We start from the raw sequence: 619 nt of genomic DNA on the forward strand, positions 1-619 counted from the left end.
CGCGCGGCGATCAGCCGTGCTTGGCATCGAAGAACTGTTCGTCCTCCGTGGAACCCTTCAGCGCCGCGGTCGACGCCTGCGCCTCGATCGTGGTGGTGACCGCGTCGAAGTAACCCGTGCCGACCTCGCGCTGATGCTTCACCGCGGTGAAGCCCTTTTCGGCGGCGGCGAATTCAGCCTCCTGCAGCTCGACGAAGGCGCTCATGTTGTTGCGCGCATAACCGTAGGCCAGGTTGAACATCGAGTAGTTCAGGCTGTGGAAGCCGGCCAGCGTGATGAACTGGAACTTGTAGCCCATCGCGCCCAGTTCGCGCTGGAACTTGGCGATGGTGGCGTCGTCCAGGTTCTTCTTCCAGTTGAAGCTCGGCGAGCAGTTGTAGGCCAGCAGCTTGCCGGGGAACTTCGCATGGATGGCTCGGCGAAGGCCTTGGCGAAGGCCAGGTCGGGCTTGCCGGTCTCGCACCAGATCATGTCGGCGTAGGGCGCGTAGGCCAGGCCGCGGCTGATGGCCTGGTCCAGGCCGTTGCGGGTGCGGAAGAAGCCTTCGACAGTGCGCTCGCCGGTGCAGAAGGGCTTGTCGTTGTCGTCGATGTCGCTGGTCACCAGGTCGCCGGCCTCG

Annotated in this window: 1 pseudogene; it reads right to left on the reverse strand. The window is 64.5% G+C overall.

The features are described from left to right. Positions 1-10 precede the first annotated feature (10 nt). Positions 11-603: pseudogene (locus FUT87_RS24840) on the reverse strand (hypothetical protein). Between the last annotated feature and the right edge of the window lie 16 nt (positions 604-619).

The organism is Mitsuaria sp. TWR114 (genome assembly GCF_007997345.1).